This window comes from Flavobacterium sp. 38 (genome assembly GCF_057799715.1).
The window spans coordinates 145,338-171,357 of record NZ_JBYNWZ010000005.1; the positions used below are offsets into that span (position 1 = coordinate 145,338).

The 26,020-nt window shown below is 33.6% G+C and carries 26 protein-coding genes; 17 read left to right on the forward strand and 9 right to left on the reverse strand.

The genetic code is table 11. From position 1 onward, the window contains the following. Positions 1–56: 56 nt before the first annotated feature. The gene (locus tag AC3E9W_RS14330; RefSeq protein WP_306159616.1) at positions 57–770 is read right to left on the reverse strand and encodes a pyridoxine 5'-phosphate synthase; all 714 of its coding nucleotides are present in this window, start codon (positions 768–770) and stop codon (positions 57–59) included. Between the two features lie 115 nt (positions 771–885). On the opposite strand from AC3E9W_RS14330, the gene AC3E9W_RS14335 reads away from it, so the two are divergent. The 8 genes from AC3E9W_RS14335 to murI all read left to right on the forward strand — a co-directional run bounded on the left by AC3E9W_RS14335 (position 886) and on the right by murI (position 9,340). After that, positions 886–1,548, forward strand: a complete 663-nt coding sequence (locus AC3E9W_RS14335) for a CBS domain-containing protein (protein ID WP_306159618.1) — start codon at positions 886–888, stop codon at positions 1,546–1,548. Between the two features lie 98 nt (positions 1,549–1,646). Beyond that, positions 1,647–2,531, forward strand: coding sequence for an NAD kinase (locus AC3E9W_RS14340; RefSeq protein ID WP_306159620.1), 885 nt, complete (start codon positions 1,647–1,649; stop codon positions 2,529–2,531). A 173-nt stretch (positions 2,532–2,704) separates the two neighbouring features. Beyond that, positions 2,705–3,394: a type IX secretion system protein PorG gene (porG, locus tag AC3E9W_RS14345; protein WP_488768864.1), complete on the forward strand. Its 690-nt coding sequence runs from the start codon at positions 2,705–2,707 to the stop codon at positions 3,392–3,394. 1 nt (position 3,395) lies between these two features. Beyond that, positions 3,396–4,136 (forward strand): undecaprenyl pyrophosphate synthase, encoded by a 741-nt coding sequence (gene uppS / locus AC3E9W_RS14350; RefSeq protein ID WP_306159708.1) that lies wholly within the window; start codon positions 3,396–3,398, stop codon positions 4,134–4,136. Next, positions 4,069–6,816 (forward strand): BamA/OMP85 family outer membrane protein, encoded by a 2,748-nt coding sequence (locus AC3E9W_RS14355; protein ID WP_456893808.1) that lies wholly within the window; start codon positions 4,069–4,071, stop codon positions 6,814–6,816. Before uppS ends, AC3E9W_RS14355 begins: the two co-directional genes overlap by 68 nt. Positions 6,817–6,858: 42 nt before the next feature. Next, positions 6,859–7,896 (forward strand): OmpH/Skp family outer membrane protein, encoded by a 1,038-nt coding sequence (locus AC3E9W_RS14360; protein WP_306159625.1) that lies wholly within the window; start codon positions 6,859–6,861, stop codon positions 7,894–7,896. A 14-nt stretch (positions 7,897–7,910) separates the two neighbouring features. Next, on the forward strand, positions 7,911–8,414 hold the full coding sequence (locus AC3E9W_RS14365; protein ID WP_170830271.1) for an OmpH/Skp family outer membrane protein: 504 nt from the start codon (positions 7,911–7,913) through the stop codon (positions 8,412–8,414). Between the two features lie 149 nt (positions 8,415–8,563). After that, on the forward strand, positions 8,564–9,340 hold the full coding sequence (murI, locus tag AC3E9W_RS14370) for a glutamate racemase (RefSeq protein ID WP_306159627.1): 777 nt from the start codon (positions 8,564–8,566) through the stop codon (positions 9,338–9,340). A 4-nt stretch (positions 9,341–9,344) separates the two neighbouring features. Here the strand turns inward: murI and bamG are convergent, their stop codons facing one another. Then, positions 9,345–10,580: a BamG family beta-barrel-assembly machinery protein gene (gene bamG / locus AC3E9W_RS14375; protein ID WP_488768865.1), complete on the reverse strand. Its 1,236-nt coding sequence runs from the start codon at positions 10,578–10,580 to the stop codon at positions 9,345–9,347. Continuing rightward, entirely contained in the window at positions 10,581–11,909 is a 1,329-nt protein-coding gene (locus AC3E9W_RS14380) for a DUF4270 family protein (RefSeq protein WP_488768866.1), read from the reverse strand. Between the two features lie 231 nt (positions 11,910–12,140). On the opposite strand from AC3E9W_RS14380, the gene AC3E9W_RS14385 reads away from it, so the two are divergent. From AC3E9W_RS14385 to AC3E9W_RS14410, 6 genes are all read left to right on the forward strand, one after another. Next, positions 12,141–12,974 (forward strand): DUF6268 family outer membrane beta-barrel protein, encoded by an 834-nt coding sequence (locus tag AC3E9W_RS14385; RefSeq protein WP_488768868.1) that lies wholly within the window; start codon positions 12,141–12,143, stop codon positions 12,972–12,974. Between the two features lie 14 nt (positions 12,975–12,988). Then, entirely contained in the window at positions 12,989–13,996 is a 1,008-nt protein-coding gene (locus AC3E9W_RS14390; protein WP_306159635.1) for a Kelch repeat-containing protein, read from the forward strand. After that, entirely contained in the window at positions 13,986–14,312 is a 327-nt protein-coding gene (locus tag AC3E9W_RS14395) for a DUF4907 domain-containing protein (protein ID WP_488768869.1), read from the forward strand. The genes AC3E9W_RS14390 and AC3E9W_RS14395 overlap by 11 nt, the downstream gene beginning before the upstream one ends. Continuing rightward, positions 14,313–15,443 (forward strand): sensor histidine kinase, encoded by a 1,131-nt coding sequence (locus AC3E9W_RS14400; RefSeq protein ID WP_488768870.1) that lies wholly within the window; start codon positions 14,313–14,315, stop codon positions 15,441–15,443. A 12-nt stretch (positions 15,444–15,455) separates the two neighbouring features. Beyond that, positions 15,456–16,166 carry a dioxygenase family protein gene (locus tag AC3E9W_RS14405; protein ID WP_488768871.1) on the forward strand — a complete coding sequence of 237 codons (711 nt, stop codon included), beginning with the start codon at positions 15,456–15,458 and terminating at the stop codon, positions 16,164–16,166. 106 nt (positions 16,167–16,272) lie between these two features. After that, positions 16,273–16,989 carry a LytR/AlgR family response regulator transcription factor gene (locus AC3E9W_RS14410; RefSeq protein ID WP_488768872.1) on the forward strand — a complete coding sequence of 239 codons (717 nt, stop codon included), beginning with the start codon at positions 16,273–16,275 and terminating at the stop codon, positions 16,987–16,989. Between the two features lie 91 nt (positions 16,990–17,080). Here the strand turns inward: AC3E9W_RS14410 and AC3E9W_RS14415 are convergent, their stop codons facing one another. Then, positions 17,081–17,599, reverse strand: coding sequence for a gamma carbonic anhydrase family protein (locus tag AC3E9W_RS14415; RefSeq protein WP_488768873.1), 519 nt, complete (start codon positions 17,597–17,599; stop codon positions 17,081–17,083). Between the two features lie 10 nt (positions 17,600–17,609). Next, on the reverse strand, positions 17,610–18,599 hold the full coding sequence (locus tag AC3E9W_RS14420) for a PorP/SprF family type IX secretion system membrane protein (protein WP_488768874.1): 990 nt from the start codon (positions 18,597–18,599) through the stop codon (positions 17,610–17,612). A 143-nt stretch (positions 18,600–18,742) separates the two neighbouring features. On the opposite strand from AC3E9W_RS14420, the gene AC3E9W_RS14425 reads away from it, so the two are divergent. From AC3E9W_RS14425 to AC3E9W_RS14435, 3 genes are all read left to right on the forward strand, one after another. Continuing rightward, the gene (locus AC3E9W_RS14425; RefSeq protein ID WP_488768875.1) at positions 18,743–19,642 is read left to right on the forward strand and encodes a NifU family protein; all 900 of its coding nucleotides are present in this window, start codon (positions 18,743–18,745) and stop codon (positions 19,640–19,642) included. A gap of 146 nt (positions 19,643–19,788) precedes the next feature. Next, entirely contained in the window at positions 19,789–20,166 is a 378-nt protein-coding gene (locus AC3E9W_RS14430) for a YtxH domain-containing protein (protein ID WP_488768876.1), read from the forward strand. A gap of 120 nt (positions 20,167–20,286) precedes the next feature. Then, positions 20,287–21,099 carry a mechanosensitive ion channel family protein gene (locus AC3E9W_RS14435; protein WP_488768877.1) on the forward strand — a complete coding sequence of 271 codons (813 nt, stop codon included), beginning with the start codon at positions 20,287–20,289 and terminating at the stop codon, positions 21,097–21,099. A 177-nt stretch (positions 21,100–21,276) separates the two neighbouring features. Here AC3E9W_RS14435 and tsaB read toward each other — a convergent pair whose 3' ends face one another. The 4 genes from tsaB to AC3E9W_RS14455 all read right to left on the reverse strand — a co-directional run bounded on the left by tsaB (position 21,277) and on the right by AC3E9W_RS14455 (position 26,001). Beyond that, positions 21,277–21,948, reverse strand: a complete 672-nt coding sequence (gene tsaB / locus AC3E9W_RS14440) for a tRNA (adenosine(37)-N6)-threonylcarbamoyltransferase complex dimerization subunit type 1 TsaB (RefSeq protein WP_488768878.1) — start codon at positions 21,946–21,948, stop codon at positions 21,277–21,279. A 95-nt stretch (positions 21,949–22,043) separates the two neighbouring features. After that, on the reverse strand, positions 22,044–23,336 hold the full coding sequence (locus tag AC3E9W_RS14445) for an efflux RND transporter periplasmic adaptor subunit (protein WP_306159660.1): 1,293 nt from the start codon (positions 23,334–23,336) through the stop codon (positions 22,044–22,046). A gap of 6 nt (positions 23,337–23,342) precedes the next feature. Further along, entirely contained in the window at positions 23,343–24,794 is a 1,452-nt protein-coding gene (locus AC3E9W_RS14450; RefSeq protein WP_306159662.1) for a TolC family protein, read from the reverse strand. Between the two features lie 85 nt (positions 24,795–24,879). Further along, positions 24,880–26,001 (reverse strand): efflux RND transporter periplasmic adaptor subunit, encoded by a 1,122-nt coding sequence (locus AC3E9W_RS14455; RefSeq protein WP_125722708.1) that lies wholly within the window; start codon positions 25,999–26,001, stop codon positions 24,880–24,882. Positions 26,002–26,020 lie beyond the last annotated feature (19 nt).

Sequence of the window (26,020 nt, forward strand, 5' to 3'; positions counted from 1 at the left end):
TGTGAATCTTTGTGTAAAAGTTATCACACAGAGTTTCGCAGAGACTCGCAAAAGTGTTATTTCAATTTATTCAGATACATATTCACCGTATTATCCAAACCTAGATAAAGTGCCTCTGAAATCAAGGCATGACCAATAGAAACCTCTAATAAACCAGGAATATTTTGTTTAAAAAACTTAATATTATCCAAACTCAAATCGTGTCCAGCATTGATTCCTAAACCTAATTCATTTGCCAATTTAGCGGCTTCAACATAAGGATCAATCCCTCTTTCGTTTCCTAAATCGTATTGGTGCGCAAAAGATTCTGTGTACAATTCAATTCTATCTGTACCCGTTTTTTTAGCTCCTTCAATCATTTCCAAAATCGGATCAACAAAAATCGAAGTTCTGATTCCGTTTCTTTGAAATTCCTGAATCACTTCTGTCAAATATTCTTGATTTTTTATTGTATCCCAACCTGCAGAAGAAGTTATAGCGCCAATTGCGTCTGGAACCAAGGTTACTTGGTCTGGCTTGCATTCTAAAACCAAATCAATAAAATTATGCTGCGGATTTCCTTCAATATTATATTCTGTTGTAACTACTGCTTTTAAATCGCGCGCATCCTGATAACGAATATGGCGCTCATCTGGACGTGGGTGAATAGTAATTCCTTGCCCGCCAAATCGCTGAATATCTGCAGCCACTTTTAATAAATCAGGAACATTTCCGCCGCGAGCATTTCGTAGCGTTGCTATTTTATTGATATTTACACTTAATTTTGTCATATAAATAGATATTAATTCTAGTAACCTTATATTTGTTACGACAAAAATACAAAGTAAAACAGAGCGGTTTTCGGTATTTTTTGATTATTTTGCATCAAATATCCTCAATTGATTTATGACAGAAATTACAAACTATATCACAAACGATTTCAGAGCGATTGACAGTCAGGAAACGATAGCCTCGATTCAAGACTTTTTTATCGATGTAAATTTTTCTCATTTCCCGATTTTAGAAGACGGTACTTTCATTGGAAGCATCTCTTCTGATGATGTTGAAACGTTTGACATTGATAAAAAAGCAATTGACTACAAATATACTTTAGAACGTTTTTTTGCCAGAAAATCGATGATTTGGCTTGATGTTCTAGAGGTTTTTGCCAAAAACCATACGAACATCCTTCCTATTCTTGACGAAAACAATAATTATATTGGCTATTATGAAATGGTAGACATTATGAAGTTTTTTCAAGAAACTCCATTTTTAAAAGAACCAGGCGCTATTATTATTGTACAAAAAGGTCTTTTGGATTATTCAATGAGTGAGGTAACCCAAATTATAGAAAGCAATAACGGAAAAGTTTTAGGCTGTTTTGTTTCTGAAGCTGATACAGAAAACAATGTTCAGATTACGGTAAAAATTGGTTTAGGAGCAATTAATGAGATTATCCAGACCTATAGAAGATATGGTTACGAAATTATTTCTGAACATCAGGAAGACACTTATATTAACAGCTTAAAAGAGCGATCAGATTATTTAGACAAATACCTTAATATATAGATTTTGAATGTGCCAATGAGAAAATTAGTTAATTAGACATTTTTCACATTTGCAAATTATCTAATTGACACATTGACAAATTATCTAATTTAAATAGAATGAAAATAGCCATTTACGGACAATACTATCAGAATAGCACAGAACCTATTATAAAAGACATTTTCAAATTTTTCAATACCAATAACGTTGAAATGGTAATTGAAGAAAATTTCCTGAAAATGCTTTACGAAAAACAGCTTGTAAAAAAAGAATACAAAACTTTTTCTCCAAGTACTGCTTTAGACAATAGTTTTGAAATGCTGATTAGTATTGGAGGTGACGGTACCATTTTAAGAGCCGCTGCTTTTGTTCGTAATTCTGGAGTTCCTTTATTAGGTATAAATGCAGGCCGATTAGGTTTTCTTGCTAAAGTTCAGAAAGAAAATATCGAAAGTTTACTACAATATGTAATAGATCAAAATTACACCACTTCTGAAAGAACTTTGTTAGGATTAAGCTGTGAACCTTATAACGAGGCTTTTAAAGAACTTAATTTTGCAATGAATGAAGTTACAGTGAGCAGAAAAGACACGACTTCGATGATTACGGTTGAAACTTATTTGAACAATGAATATTTAAATTCTTATTGGGCCGACGGATTAATCATTTCAACGCCAACCGGATCAACAGGATATTCTCTAAGCTGCGGCGGACCAATTTTAACGCCAGATGTAAAAAGCCTTGTTATTACGCCAATTGCCCCTCACAATTTAACCGCCAGACCTCTTGTTATTCCTGACGACACTGAAATTACACTACGCGTAACAGGAAGAGAAGACCAATACTTGGTTTCTTTAGATTCGAGAATTTCCTCTGTGAAAAATGAATCTATTTTAAAAATTAAAAAAACAGATTACAAAATTAAAATGGTTGAAATACCAGGCGAAACTTTCTTAAAGACCTTGAGAAACAAACTGCTCTGGGGAGAAGATAAAAGAAATTAAACTCTTTTCTGATTCTTCACTATACGATAATACCACATTTTCTCGTTCTGCATGTAGTGAATCATCATTAAATGGCTCAAAATCATAACGTAAATTGAAAAAAAAGCACATTTAAGCAAAGGAACTTTGATTCGTATTGATAATTATTATATTTGCACGCAATTTTGAATTAAATGAAGAAAATTTTTAATTTATTGTTATGTTTTTTCCCCTTTATTACACTTAATGCTCAAATCAATGAGATTGGTGTTTTTCTTGGTGGAAGCAACTTTGTTGGAGATGTTGGTAAAACAACTTATATCAACCCAGAAAAACTAGCTTTTGGCATTCTGTATAAATGGAATAGAAGCCCTAGACATTCTTGGAGATTCTCTTACACCCAATCAAATGTTAGTGGAAACGATTTCAAATCGGAGGAATCAGGAAGAAACCAGAGAGGCTATCGTTTTGATAATGACATAAAAGAGCTTTCTGCTGGATTAGAATTTAACTTCTTTGATTTTAACTTACATGATTATCATACAAAAATTACACCTTATGTATATTCAGGATTAAATTTCTTTATCTTCGATAATTTATATAGGTATACTACAAGCCCAAACGTAATATATTCCGAAAACTCAAGCTCTCTTGCTATACCTTTTATATTAGGTATAAAATCGAATATAACGCCACGTTTCGTATTAGGACTTGAAACTGGAGTACGTTATACTTTTACAGACAATATTGACGGAAGCAACCCTGACACAAGTAGTTCAAACATTTTAAAGTTTGGAAATTTAAATAATAATGACTGGTATGTTTTTTCAGGTATTACTTTAACCTATACCTTTGGACAAAAACCTTGCTATTGCGCAGAATAAAATGAATTTAATAGAATCAATAGATCACACAAACTTACCAAAACACCTTGCCATTATTATGGACGGTAACGGACGTTGGGCTAAACAACAAGGCTTTCTGCGTGCATTTGGCCACGAAAATGGTACCAAATCTGTAAAAGACATCATCAAAACCTCAGCTAAACTAGGAATTGAATATTTAACGCTATATGCTTTCTCTACAGAAAACTGGAACCGCCCAAAACTTGAGGTACAGGCATTAATGAAAATATTGATTAATTCATTAAAAAAAGAACTCGTTACCCTTCAAGAAAACAATATCAGACTTAATGCAATAGGAAATCTTGATAAATTGCCAAAAACAGCCCAAAAAGAACTTTTGGATGTTATGGAAAAGACTAAAAATAATACACGCTTAACTCTTACTCTCGCTTTAAGCTACGGCTCTAGAGAAGAATTGGTAAATGCCGTAAAGTCAATTAGTGATAAAGTTAAAAATAATATAATTTCAATAGACACTATTGACGATTCAATTATAAATGAGCATCTTTACACGCAAAATTTACCTGACGTAGATTTATTAATACGAACAAGTGGAGAACATAGAATAAGTAATTTTTTGCTATGGCAGATCGCCTATGCAGAATTGTATTTTACTAATGTCTTGTGGCCAGACTTTAAAGACCAAGATTTATATGAGGCTATTATTAGTTATCAAAAAAGAGAACGTAGATTTGGAAAAACCAGTGAACAAATTAAATAATTTTTTAGTGTTGCAAAAAAAAATACAAATAGTCTTTACCCTTTTACTTTTGGGTAGTTTTTCACAAATTAAAGCACAAGAAAGAGTTCCTTTTGATCAAGGAAAAAAATATATTCTAGCTAAAGTTTCTGTTGTTGGTAAAATAAGCTTCAATGAACAGACTGTTGTTACCTTTTCAGGACTTCAAAAAGGCCAAGAGATCACTGTACCTGGAGAAGAAATCAGTAGTGCAATTAAAAAATTAGGAAAACTAGGGCTTTTTGATGAAATCGCGTTCTATGTTAATAAAGTAGAAAATGACAGTATCTATTTAGATTTAGACATTGTTGAGCTTCCTAAACTAAATGAAGTTAAAATCGTTGGTGTAAAGAAAAGTAAAATCGAAGGTTTAATTAAAGATAACAACTTGACAAAAAACAAAATTGTCAACGAAAACTTAATTACAACCACTAAAAACTACATCGAAAACAAGTATAAAAAAGAAGGTTTTTATAACACAAAAGTTACTATTACCAATACTCCTGATACTATTAACGGACACCAAGTTAATATGCTTGTCAGAATAGACAAAGGTGACAAAGTGAAAATCAGCAATATTGATTTCACTGGGAACAAACAACTTACAGACACGCAATTGCGTGCTGCGATGAAAGACACCAAACAGAAAAATTTTATTCGTGTCTTTAAAGCTTCTAAATTTATTCCAGAAAAATATAAAACTGATTTAGAAAAAGTAATCGCAACGTACAAAGAAAAAGGATATCGTGATGCGCGTATTATTTACGATTCTATAAAATATAACAAACAAAAAAATACACTTTCTATTAATATTAATGTAGAAGAAGGAAACAAATATTACTTCGGAAATATCAAGTTCTTAGGAAATACCGTTTATTCAGATCAGCTTTTAAACCGTTATTTAGGGATTAAAAAAGGAGAAACTTATAACGGAGTTTTATTAGAAAAAAGAATTGCTGATAAAACAAAACCAGATGCTGAAGACATTACTAACTTGTACCAAAACAACGGTTATTTGTTCTCAAACATTAATGCTGTAGAGGTTAGAACGGTTAATGACACTATCGATTTTGAGATTAGAGTTACTGAAGGTCCTATCGCTTATTTCAATAAAATTACGGTTGTTGGAAACGACAAAACAAACGATCATGTTATTTACCGTGAGTTAAGAACAAAACCAGGTGAAAAATACAGTAAAGAACAATTGGTTAGAACGATTCGTGAGATTGGACAATTAGGATTCTTTGATCCTGAGGCAATCGATCCTAAGTTTAAAAACGTAGATGCTGGAGCTGGAACTGTTGATATTGAATACAATGTAGTTGAAAAAGGATCTAGCCAGGTCGAACTTCAAGGAGGTTATGGCGGTGGAGGTTTCATTGGTACATTAGGACTTTCGTTTAACAACTTCTCTGCGCGAAAAATGTTCGACAAAGAAGCTTATAAGCCTTTACCAATGGGAGATGGACAAAAAGTAGCGCTTCGTCTGCAAGGAAGTACATACTTCCAAACGTATAGTTTATCGTTCTCAGAGCCTTGGTTTGGAGGAAAGAAACCAGTACAGTTTAGTTCATCTATTTCATATAGTAAGCAATTTCTTAACAATTATATTACTCGAACTGTTGATAGAAGCAAAAGTTTTAATATTTTTACAGTCCAAGTTGGTTTAGCTAAAAGGTTAACCGTGCCAGATGACTACTTCGTATTATCACAATCGGTAAGTTATCAGCATTACGACTTGAACAATTATAATACAGGTTTGTTTACGTTTGGTAATGGTGCGTCAAGAAACTTAGCTTATACAATCGGACTTTCAAGAAGTAATAAAGGAACAAATCCTATCTTCCCAATGTATGGTTCTGAATTTAGTATTTCTGCTAAAGTTACTCCTCCATATTCATTATTTAACGGAATTGATTATGGTGATTTGCAAAACCAGAAAGAATACAAAACACAATATACAGGAACATCAGGAAGTGGTATAGACGGAAAACCGCTTAACAATGGTGACTATGTTAAAACAGAAACTGTAAACGGTCAAACAGGTTATGCGAGTGTAGGATCAGACTATTCAAGCGCTGATACAGATGTGGCAAAAGTCGATCAGAAAAAATACAACTGGTTAGAATATTATAAAGTTAAATTTAAAGGAGACTGGTATACTAAGGTTTATGGAAAATTAGTATTAAGAACGCTAACAGAGTTTGGTTTCTTAGGAGCTTATAACCAAGAAAGAGGTGTTATTCCGTTTGAACGTTTTTACTTAGGAGGTGATGGTATGGCAAACTACTCAATGGATGGTAGAGAAACTATTCAGTTGAGAGGTTATCCAAATAACTCTTTAACTCCAGTAAACATAAATGGTGATGCAATTGGTGCAACGATTTACAACAAATTCTCTATGGAATTACGTTACCCAATTACATTAAAAGCATCGGCTTCTATTTTTGCATTAACATTCTTAGAAGCAGGTTCATCATATCCAACGTTTAAAGATTACAACCCGTTTGACTTAAACCGTTCTGCTGGTGCTGGTTTACGCGTATTTATGCCTGCATTTGGATTATTGGGTATCGACTTTGGTTACGGATTTGACGCTCTTCCAGGACAAACAAAAGCGAATGGATGGGAAACACACTTTATCATTGGACAACAATTTTAGTGAAATAACGTTTGGTTAAAAATCATCAAATAAAGTTATGTTATGAGAAAACAATTTTTATTTATATTTTTAGCCTTGATTGTAGCAAATACAAGTCAGGCACAAGGTAAGACGACTAGAATAGGCTACATCGACATGGAATATATTTTAGAAAATGTTTCCGATTATAAAGAAGCCAAATCACAATTGGAGCAAAAAGCTCAAAAGTGGAAACAGGAAGTTGAGGCTAAAAAATTAAATATAAATAATTTGAAAGAAAGCTTAAAAACAGAAAAAGCTTTACTTACAAAAGAATTAATAGAAGAAAGAGAAACTGAAATTAAGTTTCTTGAGCAGGAAATGATGGATTATCAGCAGAAACAATTTGGTTCTGACGGTAATTTAATGAGACAAAAGGCAGCTTTGGCAAAGCCTATACAAGATCAGGTTTTTACTGCTGTGCAAGATATAGCAGAAGCAAAAAATTACGATTTTGTTTTTGATAAATCATCAGATCTTACGATGCTTTTTAGCAATAAAAGATTTGATATCAGCGATCAGGTTTTAAGAATTTTAAACCGTACTGAAAAACGTGAACAGCTGACGAAAAAAGAATTGAAACAGCAAGAAGCTAAAGAAAATCTTGAAAATGCAATTGATGAGAATCCAGCAATGCAAGATCGCCAGAAAGCACTAGACGAAAAAAGAGCTGCTAGAGAGAAATTAATTCAAGATCGAAAATTAGAGCAGGAAGCTAAGAGAAAAGAATACGAAGATCGAAGAAATGCAGCAGCTGCAGAGAGAGAAGCCAAAAAAAATGGCACGGTTTCTGGAACAGTTCCATCAACAGCGGTCCCTGCTGCAACAAGCGGAGCTGTTAACACAAATTCGACTGCTAAACCTGCAACAACGCCTGCGGCAACAGGAGAAACTCCTGCCACAGAACAGCCTGCAATGTCAAAAGCAGAAGAAAGACAATTACTTTACGAACAGCGTAAAAAAGAATTGGAAGAGAGAAGAAAGAAAATTTTAGAAGAAAGAGAAGCGGCTAAAAAAGCAAAAGAAGCCGAACAACAAAAAGCAAATACGACCAATAATTAATTAATATTTTAAAAATGATGAAACAAATCAAAACTTTACTAATTGCTGCGATTTTAATTTTAGGAGCAAGTAACACAATGAACGCGCAAGCGAAGGTAGCCCATGTTGATGTAAGCGAGATCATGTCTAAAATGCCTGCTATGCTAGATGCTCAAAATCAATTACAGAAATTAAGTGGAACTTATGATGCTGAATACAAAAAGATGGTTGACGAATATCAAGTAAAAATCAAAAAGTACGAAGCTGAAGCTGCAACTGTAACTGATGCTGTAAACGGTGAGCGTTCTAAAGAGGTTCAAGATATGCAAAAGAGAATTGTTGATTACAGAGACAATGCTCAAAAAGAATTACAACAAAAAGAAACTGACATCGTAAAACCATTAATGGAAAAAGTAAGAGCTTCTATCCAAAAAGTTGGAAAAGCTAAAGGTTTCCAATACGTTTTAGACGGTTCTACTTTATTATTAGCTGATGGTCCAAACATCACTGCTGACGTTAAAAAAGATTTAGGATTCTAAGAAATTAAATCGCTATAATTAAACTGCTCAATTTTATAATTTGAGCAGTTTTTTTTTACAAAAAATTAAACATAATATTTGGCATAATTTATAGATTTGACTTAACTTAGAATAACGAATTTATATTTAAAAAATACTACTTTTGCTTTATGACAAACAATAATCCTATAGGCGTTTTTGATTCTGGTATTGGCGGAACTTCCATCTGGAGCGCTATTCATGATCTTCTTCCAAATGAAAAAACCATTTATCTGGCTGACAGTAAAAATGCTCCTTATGGACAAAAAAGTAAGGACGAAATTGTTGCATTGAGTAAAAAAAATGTAGAATTTTTATTAGAGAATAATTGCAAATTAATTGTTGTGGCCTGTAATACAGCAACAACAAATGCTATATTCGAACTTCGTAGAGATTATGATATTCCGTTTGTTGGAATTGAGCCTGCAATTAAACCTGCAGCGAACAATTCGCAGACACAGGTAATTGGAATCCTAGCTACAAAAGGAACTCTTAACAGTGAATTATTTAATAAAACGGCTGAGATGTTTCAGAATACTAAAATCATTGAACAAGTTGGGCACGGACTTGTACAGCTTATTGAAGATGGCAATTTGTATTCGCCAGAAATGACACAATTACTGGAGTCATACCTACAGCCTATGATCGAAGCTAATATTGATTATTTGGTTTTAGGATGCAGCCATTATCCTTATTTAATTCCACAGATAAAAAAAATTCTCCCAGATCATATTAAAATAATAGATTCAGGAGAAGCTGTTGCGCGCCAGACCAAAAACCTGCTTCGCGATAAAGTTGGTTTTTCTGAAAGTGCAGATCATGATCCTTTATTTTATGTCAACTCAAATCCTACGGTTTTAGAGTCAATTTTAGAACATAAATATCCTGTAATCAAAAAAGACTTTTAGAATATTATTCAAACTTTCGCTTGACGAACCAAATTCCGTCCAACGATAAATTGAGTGATATTTTATGGTAATTTTCTTTTATTAAATCATTTGCAATTCTGCCTTTCTGCCCGTAAGAATAAGAAATATTAAGTGAAGAAAATGTATTGTCTATTGGCAGATTTAACCCAATAGAAATAGAGGCATTGTTTACGCGCTGTTTGTCGATTTCTAGATAGCCATTATCAAAATTCACACCTGCAGCGTACCCTACTCTATCGCAATATTTCCTGACATTCTTTTTGGCACTATAAGTAAATCCGAGCGCAAAACGATCCTGATTTACAAATTCGCCATAAAGTTCAGACTGCTTTGTGTTTTTCCAAAAACTCTTTTCGTAATCCAAAGTCACATTCAGATTATTTTTAAACCTTTTGCTGGCTCCAAAACCAATTTCTAGAGGCATATAATAATCGTCTGTATCTGTAGCTTGATCGGTTTCTATTGCAGATTCTACTTCGTCTGCGATGCTTGTTACCGTCTGTACTTTTGAAGCGTTTATTCTCGCTGGAACTTTAACCGTTGTTCCGATTGTAAAAGTAGAATCTATTTTAAACTGAGCACCTAAAGTCGCTCGAACTCCTCTATAATCTGTTTGTTTATGTATTGTTGTAATGGCATTTGAAATTAAAAAAGCGCGATCATCAACCGTATTTCCAAACAAAACTGTTCCCGTTGCTCCCAATGTCAATTTTTTACCGAATCTATATCCGTATGAAAAATCTAAATTATTCAAACCGCCAGATCCTTGAGCCGTTACATAATAGTATTCCTGGCTATCGGCAATTGGAAGCTTTAAATTTGAGATTTTAAACACCGAACTAGAATAAGGTCGGAGTGCTAAACTAAAACCTGAATTTTTAGTCACTGGAAAAGCAAAAGCTAAATGCGAAAATTGAAAATTATTTCGCTTTTCTGTACGCGTACTACTCTGATACGTTGTGGCAATAGCTTTTCCTCCAATATCAAAAAGAAAATGATTCGAATACATAAATCCTAGCGATGCGGGATTTAGGTTGTTAATAAAAGTATCTGAAGGCAAAGCAATACCTGAACCGCCAATTGAAGGCAGATAGCCAAAATCTGCATCATACAAACTGCCAACGCCATAAAGCGAATACGGAGAACTTGAAATACTTTGAGAAAAGGAAGTCAGCGACAGTAGAAGGAAGCAGCTCCATAAAACAATATTATTTTTCATTTAATAAGAGATGTAATAAATTTTCAGCTGAATTTTATTGTTGGCATGTTTTTGATTGCCCAAAACTATTCGGTTAACAGACTGGGCTATTCCGGGCAAGGTTAAAATAAGTGACGACCTTGAATCGGATGCTTTTAGCATTTCTTTCTGGAGAAAAGCTCCGATAGAAATAGAATACCCGACATTTTCATTAAATTCGTCGCTCTTTTGATTCAGTTTCCCATAAACTGTGCTTCCAGCAGAATTTACGAGCGTTGAACTAATTCTATTCAAATTATCTCCCACATAAACAGTTAGAGAATCTGCTAAAGGATATTTTTCGGAATAAGAATTATTGACAGGTTTCAAAATCAATTCTGCATCGACAATGGCTCCATTGGTTGATATATTTTTAAACTGCTTTATATTCGGAAAATCCACCCTACAGGCCACACCTGTCCCCGATTGAATATATCCCTGATTGTTGGTCAGTGTACTGGAAAGCTTACCCGTCGAAATGGGAAGGTTTTCAAGAATAGTCCCTGTCTTGTCTGAGGAAATAGAATTGAACTGCTTAGTAGCATCCAAAATTTGAAAATCGATTGTAAAAGGTACTTCATCTGCATCGGCTTGGTATTTGGAATAATACATTCGAACCTTACTTTCAGAAACACTAAATCCAATAGCGCTGGACGAATTTGAAGTTTCTGGAACTAAAACCAATCCTTTCAAGTATTCTGTAAAAGTATCAAAATCTGTAACCTCTCTTTTTTTGATTTTTTGAAAAAGGGCTTCACCAAACTCTTTGCTCATTTTGATATTAATAGAATCTTTTTGCACAGGTCTTGGTCTATATGATATTATACCAAGACTTTCTGGACTGTATGCCAAAGTTGAGTTATTATAAAAATTATCATCCTCGGTATTTGGCTTCACTTTTTGCAGTAAACGATGAATATTAAACGTCTGCACTTTTGTTGTATCTCCGTAATAATAATGGTCGTATTTCAGAATCATCGAAATAGAATCGAAAACATAATTGACAGCTTCTGTATCTGAACCAACGCTGGATAATGCATAAATGCTTGTAGAAAGCTGGAAATAACTATCTGATTTTACTTTTCCGAAAATAGGATCTTCATAATTTCCAATTAAAATTCTGCCGCGATTTGAAGTTGCTAGAGAGTCAAAATTTATAGTTGACATATCGACCGTAACAGTATCAATCATAATCACCTTATTGCTTAAAGCCAGATAATCTGACCCAACAGTAAATTCTCCCGTATCGGTATCTGTACCACATGAAAATAAGGTCAGTACAAAAAGCAGTATCAATATAAACTTGTGCATAATTTTATTTTTGAGCAAATATAAATTGCACACTTTGGCGACACACTATAACATATACTACCGCGCTTTTTTAAGCTACAAATAGCACGAATTGATCTATAACCTGAATTCTATTATCAAATATTAATTCGACTGGGAAAACGCCGATTTTGTCTATCAAAACACGTCATATATATATCTTCTTTTTTTTAAGGGCGCCATCCATCTAATTTTGAGCCAATAAAATAAATAATGAAAGTACGGTTTTTAATTTGTTCTCTTTTTTTGATTTCATTTTTTGGTTTAAAAGCTCAGGAAAATTTGAGTGCTACTGTAAATTTTAAAACAGAGCCAACAGAAAAGATAAATTTTAATGAAACAGACATTGCAGTTCTTTATCAGAAAAAAATAGGAACAAAAAGCAAAATAGCGAACACATTGGAATATTCTAATTTGAAGGTGAATTACGAATTGAACCCCTATAATTTTTATGCGGATCAAGATCAATTCAACCAAGTTCAAAACAAGTTTGAATATTCATCTGAAATAGCAGAAAAAACAAAATGGCAGGTTTCTATTATTCCTACGGCAAATTTCCAAAGTAAATTGGATTTTTCAGATATTATAGTCTTAGGAAGTTTGGCAATTTCACAGCAGTTTGGTTCAAAAATAAATTTAACAATTGGAGCTGGAAGAACTTCAATTTTTGGAACGCCAAAAATCACGCCGATGGTTGCTTTTGATTATAAAATAAATGAGAAAACCGATTTTAAAATTGGATTCCCAGATTCGAGAATTTCCTATTCAAACAATGACAGAAACAAGTTTAGTCTGACGAATAGTTTTAATGGGAATTTTTATCATTTAGACAAAACAGATAATAATGCTGAAAAGGCAGTTTTATCGCAAATGGCATCGGCTTTAGAATATGAAAGAAATGTTGGAGGCAATTGGTTTTTAAATTTTAAAGCGGGTTACGATTTCAACAAAAAATACAATTTACTGGATAACAGCGACCATAAAACATACGACTACAATAGCGGGAATGGCTACGCTTTAGGAATAGGGATCAAATACAAACAATAAATATTAAATACACTATGATTAATCTAAAAAAAGGAATTTTATTCACAGCGCTTTTTTCAAGCCTCTTTTTGATAAGCTGCAGCAATGATAATGATGACGATGATTTGATTGGAAACTGGATTAAAAAATCGGCTTTTGACGGCCCTGCGAGATCTAGTGCAACAAGTTTCGTTATCGGAGATTTTGCCTATGTAGTTGGCGGTTATACCGGAGATGTTTATTTAAAAGATTTATGGGTTTATAACTCAACTGGAGATTATTGGGAACAAAAAGCAGATTTTGGAGGCGTAGGAAGAAGTTCTGCTTCTAGTTTTGCTTTAAACGAAAAAGGTTATGTTGGTCTTGGTTACGACGGAACAAACAAACTGAAAGATTTTTATCAGTACGATCCTACTGCAAATAGTTGGACACAAAAAACAGATTTTGCAGGAACAGCACGTTATGCTGCCGTTGGTTTTCAGGTAGGCGGAAAAGCGTATTTTGGAACAGGCTATGATGGAAATTATTTAAAAGATTTTTATCAATATGACGATCAGGCCAATACTTGGACCTTGGTAAATGGTTTCAGCGGAAACAAAAGACGTAATGCGACAGTTTTTACAATTGCAGACAAGGCTTATTTAGTAACTGGAGTAAACAATGGCGTTTATCAGGAAGATTTCTGGGAATTTGACCCATCGACAGATGTGTGGACAAGAAAACGTGATATCGACAAAGATACAGACGATGATTACAGCTACAATGACGATTATGCAATTGTACGCTCTAATGCCTCTAGTTTTTCTATGAATGGTTTAGGATATGTTGTAGGAGGTGAAAACATCAAAACTATTTGGGAATACAATCCATCAACTGATTTATGGACAGAAAGAACTCCAATGGAAGGCGCAACAAGAACAGACGCCGTTGGTTTTGCCATCAATAACCGCGGATTTTACATGTTAGGACGAATTGGTTCTACCTATTTTGATGATGCATGGGAGTTTAAACCATTGGATGAACAAAGTGACGATGATAATTAAACATAAACAATTCTTCTGGAGTAACATCCAGAAGAGTTTAATCGTTTTTATAATTCTTCTTTGTGCAGCTTGCGCAAAAAAAGAAACCTTAACAACAGCTTCTTTTCAAACCGATGCTGGCTGGGGCTATACCATTGCCTACAAAGAAAAAGTTTTAATAAAACAATCGGTTATTCCTGTAATAAGCGACACTAAAAGTTTTGAAACAGAAACCGATGCCCTAAAAGTTGCTAATCTTGTTAAGCAGAAACTCAAACAAAACTTATCTCCAACGGTAACCAAAAATGAATTAATTTTATTAAAAATAAAATTGTAAATGCAGATCGATACCATTAAAAATACAGGCTATAACAAAATATTATTCCATTGTGCGATATGGATTTTCTTTATTTTGACTTCTTTAATTCAGTTTTACGAAAGTCCATTTAAGATCAATAACGATTTTTATGCGCAGTGGATTACTGGAATTATTTTGTTTTATTTCAACTATTTTTATTTGGTTCCAAATTATTTGCTGCAAAAAAAATACTGGCTTTATTTTACGTTTGCTTTTGTTTTAATTGCTGTATTTATGGTTATCAGGCTACACTATTTTATTCCTGAAATTAGACATTTAAGACCCGAGAATATCGTACATGCCAGATTGGTCCCTCATAATTCTCATGGGCTTTTTGACCCAAAGTTTATGCCTAGAGAACGAATGACAGAAAGAGTAGAAATGAAACAGCCGCTTTTCTTTAAAATTGGGCCTTCATTTTTTTATATTCTTGTTATTACAATCTCTGCCATTATTAGAACATTAACTGAATTTTATAATAATCAGCAAAATAAACTGATTGCCGAAACACATCGAACAAATACTGAATTAATATATCTGCGCAAACAAACCAATCCGCATTTTTTATTTAATTCTTTAAACAGTATTTATTCTTTGGCACACAAAAAATCTGATTTGGTCCCTGATGCCATCGTCACCTTGTCTGAACTCATGCGCTATATGCTGTATGAGACTGACAACAAAACGGTGGCTTTAGAAAAAGAAGTTAATTACATTCAGAATTATATCGAACTGCAAAAGCTGCGATTAAACAATATTGAAGACATTGTAATTAATGTTCACGGCGATACGAGAAACAAATTTATCGAGCCTCTATTATTGATTTCTTTTGTCGAAAATGCCTTTAAATACGGAACCGACTATAAAGGAGCAGCTCACGTAAAAATCAAGATCTTGATTACAGATAACAATCTTGATTTCTGGATCGAAAACACCATTGAAAATTATGTGAAAGACCCAGAAAATTCGGGAATTGGATTGGTAAATATCCAAAGCCGTCTTGATCTTCTGTATCCAAACGCACACGAACTAACCATTACTCAGGATAACGAATATTACCGAGTTCATTTGAATTTAAAGTTAGACGAAATTAAAACCGCATTACATTAAACAAAACTGATTATGGACAGAAAAAAATTTATCCGAAATGGTATTTTGGGCATTGCCTCATTGGCAACAGCTACCAAATTTTTAGAATCTTGTTCTAAAAGCGACAATGAAGAAACTGACTCGGCTAATTCTGGAGACGGAAGCTGCACCGTTTCTCCTTCAGAAACAAAAGGTCCGTTTCCGATCAAAACTCCAAGTCAGTTGGTTTTAGAAAACATCAAATCTGACCGTGTTGGAATTGCCTTATTGATTAATTTAAAAATTGAGAACAAAAATAACAATTGCGAACCTCTTTCTGGTGCTTTAGTAGATATTTGGCATTGCGACAAAGATGGAAATTATTCTGAATATGGCGGAACACAAATGCAGCAGACCGATTATACGTCTGTTCATTTCTTGAGAGGAAGACAAACTTCTAATACGAGCGGAGAAGTTTCTTTTATATCAATTTATCCAGGCTGGTACCAAGGAAGAGCGCCTCACGTACACGTAGAAGTTCTGTCAAGCACAGGAAATTCTTTACTGGTAACACAGATTGCTTTTCCAGAAACAATTTCAAGCGAGGTATATTCCAGCACCAATTATGCTGCTCACGGGCAAGCAGATACTGCAAATACGAGAGATAATGTTTTTGCTGATAGTTTAGCCGATGAACTGGCAACCATAACAGGCAATCTGACGGATGGTTTTACACTAACGAAAACCATAACCGTAAACGCATAATTTTGATTAGTTAAACCAGTATTTTATGAAAATTTTAAAACTTAATTTACTGGTTTCAAATTACTTTTGACTGCTAAACAAATTTTAACAAATTAATTCAGAAAAGATGAAATGTGTAATTATTGATGACGAACCTTTAGCTGTAGAATTATTGCAGGATTTTGTCAAAAAAGTAGATACTCTCGAGCTGATAAACACTTTCAATAATGCTATTGATGCCGTTTCATTTATCAATCAGAATAATGTTGATTTGGTTTTTCTGGATATTCAGATGCCGCATTTTTCTGGAATTGATTTTTTAAATACTATAGAAAAAAAGCCTTTGGTTATTTTTACAACTGCTTATTCTGATTATGCTGTCGAAGGATTTAATCTTGGCGCTGTCGATTATTTAGTAAAACCAATTCCGTTTCATCGATTCTTAAAAGCGGTAGTAAGAGCACAGCAAGCTTTACAGCCTTCTGTGGCAAGTCAAACAGTTGCAGAAAACAACAATACGCCCGAAATTCAACAGGATTTTATGTTTGTTCGAGCAGAATATGAAAATGTAAAATTGAATTTTGCCGATATTCTTTTTATCGAAGGTTTAAAAGACTATGTCAAAATTTACACCACCGACAATAAGTTTACGCTGACATTGATCAGTTTAATTAAATTGGAAAATTTACTTTCTAGCAAAGGTTTTGCGAGAATTCACAGATCGTATATTATCAATATCAAACACGTAAAATCGATTCAGAAAAACAAGGTTTTAATAAGCGATAAAAGAATCCCAATCAGCGAAAGCTACAAAAATACTTTCTTCGAAAAAATAAACCTCTAAATTGATAAATTCCAAAAAAAATAAAATTCCAAATTCCAAAAGGTTGCTGAGAACATTGGAATTTGGAATTTTTTATTTGGAATTTTTAAAGTTATTCTTCGTTTTTGAACCAGCTCGAATACATTACATAATTATTCGAAATGCGTTCGATTTCGCCTGCAAAATCAGACTGGTCAATGTCTTTTACTTTTTTGGCTGGAATTCCAGCGTAAATAGTTCCCGAAGGCACAACCGTGTTTTGTGTTACCACAGAGCCGGCACCAATTATTGAATTGCTTTCTATAACACAATTATCCATAACAATTGCCCCCATTCCGATTAAAACATTATCGTGAATCGTACAACCGTGCACAATCGCGTTATGCCCAATCGAAACGTTATTCCCTATAATTGTCGGATGTTTTTGGTATGTACAGTGAATTACAGCACCATCTTGAATGTTTACTTTGTTTCCGACTTTAATAAAGTGTACATCCCCCCTCACAACAGCATTAAACCAAACGCTGCAAGATGCTCCAAAAGTAACATCTCCTACAATTGTAGCATTTTCGGCAACATAACAATCCTCTGGAATAAGAGGTGATTTTCCGTTTACAGATTTAATCAGCATAAAAATAAATTTAGTTAATTGCAGGACAATTACAGTCGTAACGTGCTTTTCTGCAGAATAAATTAACTCCCAAAGTAATTTGATGGTATCCGCCTGTATCAAACTTCACATTTCCCATAACTTGAGAATAGGTATAAGCAAACATAAAATTCTTGAAATTTACTCCAATAATAGGCGTAAAATATTGCAGTTTTTGAGTTGATACACTATTTCCTGCAATATATTGCGCTCCATCAAAAGCTCTTCTGTAGGATAACGCAGCCCAAAGACTTCCAAAATCCATATTTCTATACGCTTTCATATTCAAATCGAGTGTTTTTCCTTTCGTTTGGTCAAACAACTGAAAAAGAATCGAAGGCTCCCAAGTCCAATTAGTATTTTTACCGAACACATAACCAGCACTCAATAAATATTTTCTCAAATTATTATTCTCATAATCTGAATATAAGTCTTTTCTAGTCTGTATCAAGCCCTGAACCGTTGCATGTGCATAAAAGTCTAAATAATTATAAGATGCGCCGACATCCATCGTAAAATAATTATCGGTAAGGACAGAATTAGAAATCAGGGGATCTAAAGTAGGCCCAAATTTTGTTTCGTCTAACTGATTTTGCATTACGCCTCCGCTGATACCAAACGACAATTGATTCAAATCTATTTCATCTCTCGAAAACAAAATATGATGCGCGTAAGTCAACTTCACACCTTTTTGAGAATGGTATCCATTTTTATCATTAAAAAGAATAATTCCCGCACCAGAACGCTCGCCAATTCTTCCGTTAAAACTCAAAGTTTGCAATGCTGGAGCATCTTCTTCTCCAAACCACTGTTTTCTGGCTGTTAATCTGATCTTGGCGCAGTTTGCAGCACCTGCCATAGAAGGGTGAATTAAGTAATAATTATCAGACAAATAATCCGAATAAACAGGTATTCCCTCTTGAGAATAAGAGTACGAAACAGTAATGAGAAAAATTAATAAAACCTTGATTTTAAATTTCATAAAGGCAATTTTGTTTCTATATTATTTTCACTCTTGCAATTTAACACGATTTATTTGAAAAGAGTCTTAATTATTTCATTAAAAAATCAAATATAGCCATTAGTAGAAAATAACTTTAGTAAATTTGCAAAAAATATATAATCATGACTAAAATCACTATAAAAGAAACCCAAAATCCAACTATATTAAAGTTTGAATTTGAAGACTTTATTACTCAAAATCAAAACTTTGAGTTCAAAAATATTGACGAAGCACAAGCCTCTCCCCTAGCGCAGCAATTGTTCTATTTACCGTTTGTTAAGACCGTTTATATCTCAGGAAATTTTATCGCTATCGAAAGATACAGTATTGTGGATTGGGACGATGTAAAAGATGCTGTTGCAGAGCAAATCAGCGCGTTTGTTGACAAAGGAGGTGTTATCATTAAAATTGACGAAACAAAAGCCAAAAAACAGCCAATTACGGTGTACGGAGAAACTACTCCAAATCCTTCTGCATTGAAATTTGTTGTAAGCAGAATGCTGACTCGTAATGCCGTAGAATATAAAAACATCGATCAGACCGCTTCTTCTCCGCTAGCTCAGGAATTATTTAAATTCCCTTACGTGAAAGAGATTTTTATTGACGAAAACTATATTTCTGTTACCAAATATGAAATCAATGACTGGTCTGAAATTACTTTAGAATTAAGAACTTTTATTAAACAGTTTATCGAAAACGGAGGAACTGTTTTGGACGAAAGTCTTATCCAGACTGCTACGAAAAATGAAGTTACTAAAGATGAAGCTTTTGATAAACTGGATGTTACTTCTCAGCAAATCATCAATATCTTAGAAGAATATGTAAAACCTGCAGTAGCTGCTGATGGCGGAAACATTGCTTTTGAATCTTATAACGAAGATGATAAAACAGTAAAAGTATTGCTTCAAGGTGCTTGCAGCGGTTGCCCTTCTTCTACTTTTACCCTAAAAAGCGGCATCGAAAACATGCTAAAAAGCATGCTAAACGATGAAGCGATTAAAGTGGAAGCGGTTAATGCTTAATTACTTTAAAAAAATACATAGAAAGCGTCTCTTTGAGGCGCTTTTTTTATTATTAATCACTCGCTATCAATTATTTATCATTAAAAAAAACGAGTTAATTCTAAATTTTAACTAATATTGTGCTCCTAACCAATTAATTAACAACCATGAGATTATCTTCATTTTTTAAAAATTTATTTGGCTCAACCAAAGAGTCTGTGACCGAATTGGCCAATAATGCCGAAAGTACTTTTGAACAAGCTAAAGAAGCTGCCGCACCGTATATCGAGAAAGCCGAAGCTTTTGCAGAAGAAACAATTGAAAAAGTAAAAGAAGTTTCGGAACCTATTATTGATCAAGCTGCAGATTATGCTGAAAAAGCACAAGAAACGGTAAACGAATATGCCGATAAAGCGGCCAAAGTGGTAAATGATGCAGTTGATACTATTAAAGAAAAAACAGCTTCTTTTGCAAACGAACCTGCAGAAACTACTTCTTCTGAAACTGTTGTCGATGTAAGCGAAAAACCCGTTACAGAGGCTTAACAAACAATAAAAAACTAGGTCAAAGCATAAACTGATATTTCTAATAATATAAAATATATTTATATTTGCAGCACAAACACCACCTTCTCCCTATGAGAAGGTTTTTTTATTTTAAAAATTATGAATCTCGATCCCGAACAAGTAAGTAAATACGTTACTAGATTTATTAATATTTTGGTAGATTATTCACCAAAATTAATTTCTGCTTTTTTAATCTTATTTGTTGGTTTATATGCCATCAGATTGATTAATCGAATTATTAAAAAAATAATGATCAAGCGAGATCTTGATCCGACGCTGACAAAATTCTTATCGGACATTTTACTGTGGGCGTTACGAATATTATTGTTTGTAACCTTCATTTCCAAATTAGGAATAGAGACTTCTTCATTCGTCGCTATTTTAGGAGCTATGGGTCTTGCAGTTGGTTTGTCATTGCAAGGATCACTTTCTAATTTTGCCGGCGGAATGCTTATTATTGTTTTTAAACCATTTAAAGTGGGAGACACGATAGAAGCGCAAGGTGTTATCGCAACAGTTCTTGAAATCCAGATTTTTGTAACCAAAATGCTTACCGGAAATAATCAAACTGTATTTGTTCCTAATGGTTCTTTATCTAACGGAAATATCATCAATTACTCGATGCAGGGAGAAAGAAGAGCAGATTTGACTTTTGCTATTTCTTATGATTCAGATATCAGAAAGGCGAAAGAAATTCTTCTTGAGGTTCTGGATAAAAATCCTAAAGTATTAAAGACTCCTGCGCCAGAGGTTTTCGTAAAAAATCTATCGGCAAGTTCTATTGATTTTGCTGTTCGTCCTTGGGCAAAAAATGCTAATTACGGAGCCGTTTTTTCTGACACTCTAGAAAATTGCAAAATAGCTTTGGATGAAGCTGGGATTTCAGTTCAACCGTATACTATACAGAAATAGTACTTATCAGTGTTATTGAAATTGAAAATTTAATTTTAACACAAAGACGACAACAAAGAGAAAAATATTTCTTTCACATAGTTCAACTATGTGTATTTAAATAAGTGAAACGCCTTTATTTAAGTTTCTAAAACTATGTTTCTATGTGTTTAAAAGCAATTTCGTCTAAGTAAATTATTATTGTTTCTTTGGCGGAGCAATCATAAAATCTTTCAAATAATAAGGTTCAAAATAAGCGACATCTACAGTGTCGCTTTTTTGATATTTATCAAAACTAATTTTACTCATTGCTTGAGCTGAAGGGTATTTTATATTTTCTAAAAAAACAAAGTTGTCTTTAGTCAAAAATGGCTTGCATTTATCAGCACAATCGCCAACAAAGTAAAGCTTGTCTGTATATTCTTGAAATGAGTTTTCGTCAATAATTTCAGCTTTAATAGCTCTCTCAAGCGTTAAATCTGAATTAAAAATAGCGCTGTAAACTTCCATACGGCGTGCGTCTAACATCGGTATGATTTTCCCATCTGCAACTCCTGCCTGAGAAGCCAAAGTCTGCAAGGTATCTACAGCAATTAACGGAATATTTAAAGCATAGCACAAACCTTTTGCTGCCGAAACACCAATTCTCAAACCCGTATACGATCCTGGTCCCTGACTAACTGCAACAGCTTTTAATTCATGCACAGAAATACCTGCTTTTGCTATTACTTCTTCAATAAAAACATGAAGTTTTTCGGCATGCGAATATCCTTCATCTGACAATTCGCTGCAAACAATGGTCTGGCCATCTTTTGCAATAGATACTGAACAATTTTTAGTAGCCGTTTCGATATTGAGAATAAAAGACAAAATATGTAATTTTTAAATATTAATTATTTTTTTGTGAACTAAAAGAAGCCGAAGGTTTTAAAACTAGCTTCGGCTTCTTTTAGCTTAAAATATGATTATTTCTTTGGAGTTTCAGCTTTCTTAAGTTTTACCTTATCTCCAGAATTTAGCTCTTTAGAAACTGTAGTATATGGACCTGTAATCACAACATCGCCAGGTTTTAACCCAGACATTACTTCGATATTAGTATCGTCCTGAATTCCAGTTTTAATGACTCTAATTTTAGCTTTGTCTCCAACTTTAACAAAAACACATTCGAATTTTTTATCGCTTTTTGGAGCTGCTTTTTTATCTTCATTTGGATCTTCAACTTTAAAATCTTTTACAGCCGTAGTGTCCGATTTTACAACAACAGAACTAATTGGCACTGCCAAAACATTTGTTTTTGTTGTGGTAATAATATCAACCGTAGCGGTCATTCCAGGTCTAAAAGGAGAATAAGTACTTGGTTTTCCTTCTAATAAATCTTGATAAGAGTCTTTTAAAATACGAACCTTAACTTTAAAATTAGTTACCTGATCTGAAGTCAAAGTGGTGCTTGCAGAATTTGAAATACTGGTTACAATTCCTTTAAATTTCTTTTTCAAATAAGCATCAACTTCCACATTTGCTTCGTCGCCTATTTTTATTTTTACGATGTCATTTTCGTTTACGTCAACTTCAACCTCCATATTATTCAGGTTGGCAACACGAAGAAGCTCTGTTCCGGCCATTTGCTGCGTTCCCAAAACTCTTTCTCCCAACTCTACGTTTAATACAGAAATAGTTCCGTCTGCTGGAGAATAAATTGTTGTACGTCCTAAGTTATCTCTTGCTTCACTAACAGAAGCCGAAGCACTCTGAACGTTATAATAGGAGTTTTGTTTCGTTGCTTTTGCCACTTCAAAAGATGCAATTGCTTTGTCCCAATCCGATCTCGAAATTACACCTTTGTCATAAAGTGTTTTATTACGCTCGTAATTGGCTTTTGCTTCTTTATAACTAGCCTCAGACTGTGTTAAACCAGCTTTAGATCCAGACAAATTAGAAACCGAACGATTGTAGCTTGAAGTATATAAATCGGGATTGATTTTAACCAATAAATCTCCTTTTTTTACAACTTGCCCTTCTTTTACATTCAATAATATGATTTCTCCAGAAACTTCAGGTGAAATTTTAACTTCGATTTCAGGTTGAATTTTACCTGTCGCCGAAACGGTTTCAACAATTGTAGAAGCCGTCACTTTTGCAATTTCTACTTCTTTTCCTTCATCTTTACTTCCTATTATTCCACCATTTTTAAGAGCCACTAAAGCAATGATAAGTATTAACACACCGCCTAATAAGAAATAAACTGTTTTTTTTGACATAATAGATTATTTTGTAATAATTGGAACAATTGGAATTCCGAAATAAAACTCTAATATTTTAATTTTGAACATGTAATCGTACTTCGTTCTGATAACATCAGACTGCGCATTGGTCAATAATGTTTGAGCTTGTGTGAAATCGAATGAATTCATTAAACCAACATCATATTTTTCTTTTGCATAATTGTAAGCCTGCTGTCTTGCTTCTAAGGTTACTGTAGATGCTTCAAACGTATTTAAAGCCGCTTTAGCATCTGTAAAAGCTGTATAAACATTACGTTGCAAATCTAAACTTTTTTGCTCTAAATCTATTTTAGATTTTTCTAAACTTACTTTGTTACGTTCTACATTATTTCGTACTGAGAAACCATTGAAGATAGGCACTGAAAGCTGAAATCCGAAAGATTGTCCTTTATTATCTCTAAATTGGTCAAAAATTGGATCTGCTTTTCCTAAAACAGGCGTGAAATTATTCTGTAAAACTGCTTGATTAGTTCCTTCAACAAATCCAATCTGAGAAGTTGGATTTGCCGTATTTGGTGTTGACCCAGTTATAATATCAGAATAACTTGCTCTCGTATTAAAGTTGTAGAAAGCACTTAAGGTTGGCTGATACGCCCCTTTAGCGATAGCAACGTTTTTTTCTGCAATTTCCAGATTTGTCTGGGCTAGTTTTAACTCTGTTCTCGTTTCTTTAGCCTTATTATAGATTTCTACTGGTGTCTGTGCCAGTATATTGTTTTCATCTGCCACTTTAGTATCATCTACAACATCAAAATCTGCAAATTCTTTCAATTGTAAAAGCTGAGCTAAACTCAATTTAGAAATCAATAAATTATTTTCAGAAACTGCAATATTTTGTTTGTCTGTTGCAACAGTTGCTTTCAAATCGAATAAATCTCCACGCGGAATAGTTCCTGCATTTACCATTTCTTCAGAACGCGCAAATCGTTTTTCATCAATTATCAACTGTTCCTTTTTAACTTTTAAATCTTCTTTATTAGATAAAATCTGCAAAAAAGCGCTGGCAACATTTAAAGAAATATCTTCCTGCATTTTTAGCAGCTGATACTGAGAAGAAATGATGCTTAATTTTGCTCTCCTCATAGTATTTTGATTCTGCAAACCTTTATATATATCTACTCCAGCATTTAATCCTACAGAAGAATATTGTGTAGTTGAATTACGTAAAATACCGGTAGTTACGTCTTGGTTCAAACCAATGTTCCAAGAGTGAGAAGCATTTCCGTTTACAGATGGAAGGTAATTTCCTAAAGCACCTCTTTTATCAATTTCAGCATTTTTTACATCTAATTCAGATAGTTTTACTGTGATATTATTTTCAAGAGCATATCTAACGCACTCTTCTAAAGTCCATTGCTTTGATTGTGCCTGTCCAGTTAATCCGAAACCGAATAACATTGCAATAACCAGACTATTATATTTGTTTATTTTCATATACTTTTAATGAAGGCGCAGTAAACCGAACTACGCAAATTTAACATTTTTAAAACCAAAAAGATCCTTAAACCTTCAAATTAGATTATTTTTTTTCTTTGTCTCCTTCGTTAATCAAGCCTTGATTCCAGATTTTAATTTTATCTGTATCATTTACACCGCTTTTAACTTGAACATAGATTCCGTCACTAACCCCAAGAACCAAATCTCTTCTTTGAAATTTCTGTGGAGCAGTTTCAACTTCTACATAAGGCTTTTGTGTTTTTTTGTCAAATTGAACCAGAGACTCTTTTATTGCCAGAACTTTTTCTGCTTTCTCCAAAATAATGGAAGCATTAGCACTTAAACCAGCTCTAATAAAAGTATCGTCTCTGTTAACCATTTGCGCTTTTATTTCAAATTGGATTGCACCATTTTCTGTAACTCCTTTTGGAGCAATATAATTTAAAACAGCATCAAACTTTTTATTTTCAATTGCACCAATTGTAATTTCAATCGGCATTTTTTCTTTAATTTTTCCAACCTCAGATTCATCAATTTTCCCAATAAAAATCATTCTTCCAACATCGGCAACACTTGCAATTGTTGTTCCTTCATTAAAGTTATTACTTTCGATAACTTGGTTTCCTACTTTTACAGGAACATCCAGCACCATTCCGTTAACTGTAGAACGAATCAAAGTATTTGCATAGTTTCCTAAAGATGACGTTGTTCCCGTTTTAACAATATCCAAACTTTGCTTTGCAGCCAAATAAGTTTGTTTCGCCTGATTATATGCTACTTGAGCCGCATCAAAATCATTTGCAGAAATTACATCTTTTTCAAACAATGTTTTTTGTCTCTTATAAAGCTTTTCTTGATTGTCTAATGCAATTTTCGCTGTCGTCACTTGATTTTGTGTACTGCTCACATTCGAAACATTTGCCACCACTCTAATTTTGGCAATCATATCACCAGCTTTGATTTTTTCTCCAGCTTTGATATACACTTCTTCAATAATACCTGAAATATTTGGCTTGATTAAAACCTCTTCGTCAGGCTGAATATTTCCCGTCGCAATAGTATTTTTTACGATGGTTTTAATTTCTGCTTTTTCCGTTTTAAATACAATTGGCGATTCTTGATTTTTAGCATACAAATAGTAAAGCGCGCCAAAAAAAACAACTGCAATAAATATTAAAATGGTTACGGTTACTCCTTTTTTCATTTGTTTTTGGTTTAATCGA

What these genes read in the sequence shown, in the direction of transcription:
- AC3E9W_RS14330 (WP_306159616.1), bottom strand. Translation starts at nt 770, where the DNA reads ATGACAAAATTAAGTGTAAATATCAATAAAATAGCAACGCTACGAAAT.
- AC3E9W_RS14335 (WP_306159618.1), top strand. Translation starts at nt 886, where the DNA reads ATGACAGAAATTACAAACTATATCACAAACGATTTCAGAGCGATTGAC.
- AC3E9W_RS14340 (WP_306159620.1), top strand. Translation starts at nt 1,647, where the DNA reads ATGAAAATAGCCATTTACGGACAATACTATCAGAATAGCACAGAACCT.
- porG (WP_488768864.1), top strand. Translation starts at nt 2,705, where the DNA reads ATGAAGAAAATTTTTAATTTATTGTTATGTTTTTTCCCCTTTATTACA.
- uppS (WP_306159708.1), top strand. Translation starts at nt 3,396, where the DNA reads ATGAATTTAATAGAATCAATAGATCACACAAACTTACCAAAACACCTT.
- AC3E9W_RS14355 (WP_456893808.1), top strand. Translation starts at nt 4,069, where the DNA reads ATGAGGCTATTATTAGTTATCAAAAAAGAGAACGTAGATTTGGAAAAA.
- AC3E9W_RS14360 (WP_306159625.1), top strand. Translation starts at nt 6,859, where the DNA reads ATGAGAAAACAATTTTTATTTATATTTTTAGCCTTGATTGTAGCAAAT.
- AC3E9W_RS14365 (WP_170830271.1), top strand. Translation starts at nt 7,911, where the DNA reads ATGATGAAACAAATCAAAACTTTACTAATTGCTGCGATTTTAATTTTA.
- murI (WP_306159627.1), top strand. Translation starts at nt 8,564, where the DNA reads ATGACAAACAATAATCCTATAGGCGTTTTTGATTCTGGTATTGGCGGA.
- bamG (WP_488768865.1), bottom strand. Translation starts at nt 10,580, where the DNA reads ATGAAAAATAATATTGTTTTATGGAGCTGCTTCCTTCTACTGTCGCTG.
- AC3E9W_RS14380 (WP_488768866.1), bottom strand. Translation starts at nt 11,909, where the DNA reads ATGCACAAGTTTATATTGATACTGCTTTTTGTACTGACCTTATTTTCA.
- AC3E9W_RS14385 (WP_488768868.1), top strand. Translation starts at nt 12,141, where the DNA reads ATGAAAGTACGGTTTTTAATTTGTTCTCTTTTTTTGATTTCATTTTTT.
- AC3E9W_RS14390 (WP_306159635.1), top strand. Translation starts at nt 12,989, where the DNA reads ATGATTAATCTAAAAAAAGGAATTTTATTCACAGCGCTTTTTTCAAGC.
- AC3E9W_RS14395 (WP_488768869.1), top strand. Translation starts at nt 13,986, where the DNA reads ATGATAATTAAACATAAACAATTCTTCTGGAGTAACATCCAGAAGAGT.
- AC3E9W_RS14400 (WP_488768870.1), top strand. Translation starts at nt 14,313, where the DNA reads ATGCAGATCGATACCATTAAAAATACAGGCTATAACAAAATATTATTC.
- AC3E9W_RS14405 (WP_488768871.1), top strand. Translation starts at nt 15,456, where the DNA reads ATGGACAGAAAAAAATTTATCCGAAATGGTATTTTGGGCATTGCCTCA.
- AC3E9W_RS14410 (WP_488768872.1), top strand. Translation starts at nt 16,273, where the DNA reads ATGAAATGTGTAATTATTGATGACGAACCTTTAGCTGTAGAATTATTG.
- AC3E9W_RS14415 (WP_488768873.1), bottom strand. Translation starts at nt 17,599, where the DNA reads ATGCTGATTAAATCTGTAAACGGAAAATCACCTCTTATTCCAGAGGAT.
- AC3E9W_RS14420 (WP_488768874.1), bottom strand. Translation starts at nt 18,599, where the DNA reads ATGAAATTTAAAATCAAGGTTTTATTAATTTTTCTCATTACTGTTTCG.
- AC3E9W_RS14425 (WP_488768875.1), top strand. Translation starts at nt 18,743, where the DNA reads ATGACTAAAATCACTATAAAAGAAACCCAAAATCCAACTATATTAAAG.
- AC3E9W_RS14430 (WP_488768876.1), top strand. Translation starts at nt 19,789, where the DNA reads ATGAGATTATCTTCATTTTTTAAAAATTTATTTGGCTCAACCAAAGAG.
- AC3E9W_RS14435 (WP_488768877.1), top strand. Translation starts at nt 20,287, where the DNA reads ATGAATCTCGATCCCGAACAAGTAAGTAAATACGTTACTAGATTTATT.
- AC3E9W_RS14445 (WP_306159660.1), bottom strand. Translation starts at nt 23,336, where the DNA reads ATGTCAAAAAAAACAGTTTATTTCTTATTAGGCGGTGTGTTAATACTT.
- AC3E9W_RS14450 (WP_306159662.1), bottom strand. Translation starts at nt 24,794, where the DNA reads ATGAAAATAAACAAATATAATAGTCTGGTTATTGCAATGTTATTCGGT.
- AC3E9W_RS14455 (WP_125722708.1), bottom strand. Translation starts at nt 26,001, where the DNA reads ATGAAAAAAGGAGTAACCGTAACCATTTTAATATTTATTGCAGTTGTT.